This window comes from Kitasatospora sp. NPDC058184, from assembly GCF_042883725.1.
Classification (GTDB): Bacteria; Actinomycetota; Actinomycetes; order Streptomycetales; family Streptomycetaceae; genus Kitasatospora.
In genome coordinates, this window is record NZ_JBHVVE010000065.1 from 1 (window position 1) to 1,301 (window position 1,301).

1 protein-coding gene is annotated in these 1,301 nt (G+C 72.0%); it reads left to right on the forward strand.

Features of this window, described 5'->3' with window-relative positions:
* Positions 1 to 190: 190 nt before the first annotated feature.
* Entirely contained in the window at positions 191 to 1,261 is a 1,071-nt protein-coding gene (locus ACFVXH_RS41340) for an IS630 family transposase (protein ID WP_387831240.1), read from the forward strand.
* Positions 1,262 to 1,301 lie beyond the last annotated feature (40 nt).

Consider the following 1,301-nt stretch of genomic DNA (forward strand, 5'->3'; position numbering starts at 1 on the left):
CGGGCAATTCGGCTGCCACGTAGGCGAATCCCGCACGGAAGCGGACCGTGATGGCGTTCACGTGCGGCCAGCGTTCGCGGGCGTGGTGGTCCAGGCGCTGGCGCAGGTGGTGCTGCATCGATTCCGGGGGGTTCTTGGGCACGGGCCCCATCCTGCCGGGTGCGGTGGCGGCCCGCCATGATCGGCTGTCGTGACGGGTGGGCAGGGGGCGGTCGCGGTGGTGTTGGAGGCGAAAGCCCGTGAGGGGCTGGTGCGGACGGTGGCTTCGGCGAAGTCCGAGGTGCGGGCGGTGTTGCGGGCCCGGATCGTGCTCGCGGCGGCGGACGGGCTCGCCAACGGCGCCATCGCGCGGGAGCTGGACGTCAGCGTGAACACGGTGCGCAAGTGGCGCGGGCGGTTCGCGGGCCGGGGTGTGGAGGGACTGCGCGATGCCCGGCGGTCGGGACGGCCGAGATCGTACGGGCCCGAGGTGCGGGTGGCGATCGTGGCCACGGCGACGAGCATGGCGCCGTGGCCGGAGGCGACCTGGTCACATCGGGCCATCGCCCGGCGGGTGGCCGGCACGTGCTTCGCGCCGGTCTCCGCCTCCCAGGTCGGGCGGATCCTGGCGGATCTGGATCTCAAGCCGCACAAGGTCCGTGGCTGGCTCACCCGCCGGGACACCCCCGACTTCTGGCGGCGGGCCGCCGATGTGTGTGCCCTCTACCTCGACCCGCCCGAGGGCGCGGTGGTCCTCTCCATCGACGAGAAGACCGCGATCGCCGCCCGCTCGCGCCGCCATCCCGGGCGTTCGGCCCGTCCGGGCGAGCCCGGCCGGCGGGAGTTCGAGTACCGGCGCCACGGCACCGCCTCCCTTGTCGCGGCCCTCGACGTCTGCACCGGCGAGGTACTCACCGAGGTCGTCCGCCGCAACGATGCGGCGACCTTCACCGCATTCCTGGAACAGCTCGACCGGGCGATCGCCCCTGGCAAGGAGATCCACGCCGTCCTCGACAACGGCTCCTCGCACACGGCCAGGCACACCAGGACCTGGCTGGCCGCGCACCCGCGCTGGCACGTCCGCTGGACCCCGCCGCACGCCTCCTGGCTCAACCAGGTCGAGTTGTTCTTCTCCGCCCTGACCCGCCGGGTCCTGCGACACGGCGACTTCGCCAGCCGCGACGACCTGATCGACAAGCTGGAGGCTTACGCGATCACGCACAACGCGACCGCGAAGCCCTACCGCTGGACCTACGAAGGCACCCCACTCAAGGCAGCCTGATCAACACCCCTCAACGAACTTCTGCGGGGCAGCACTAGCA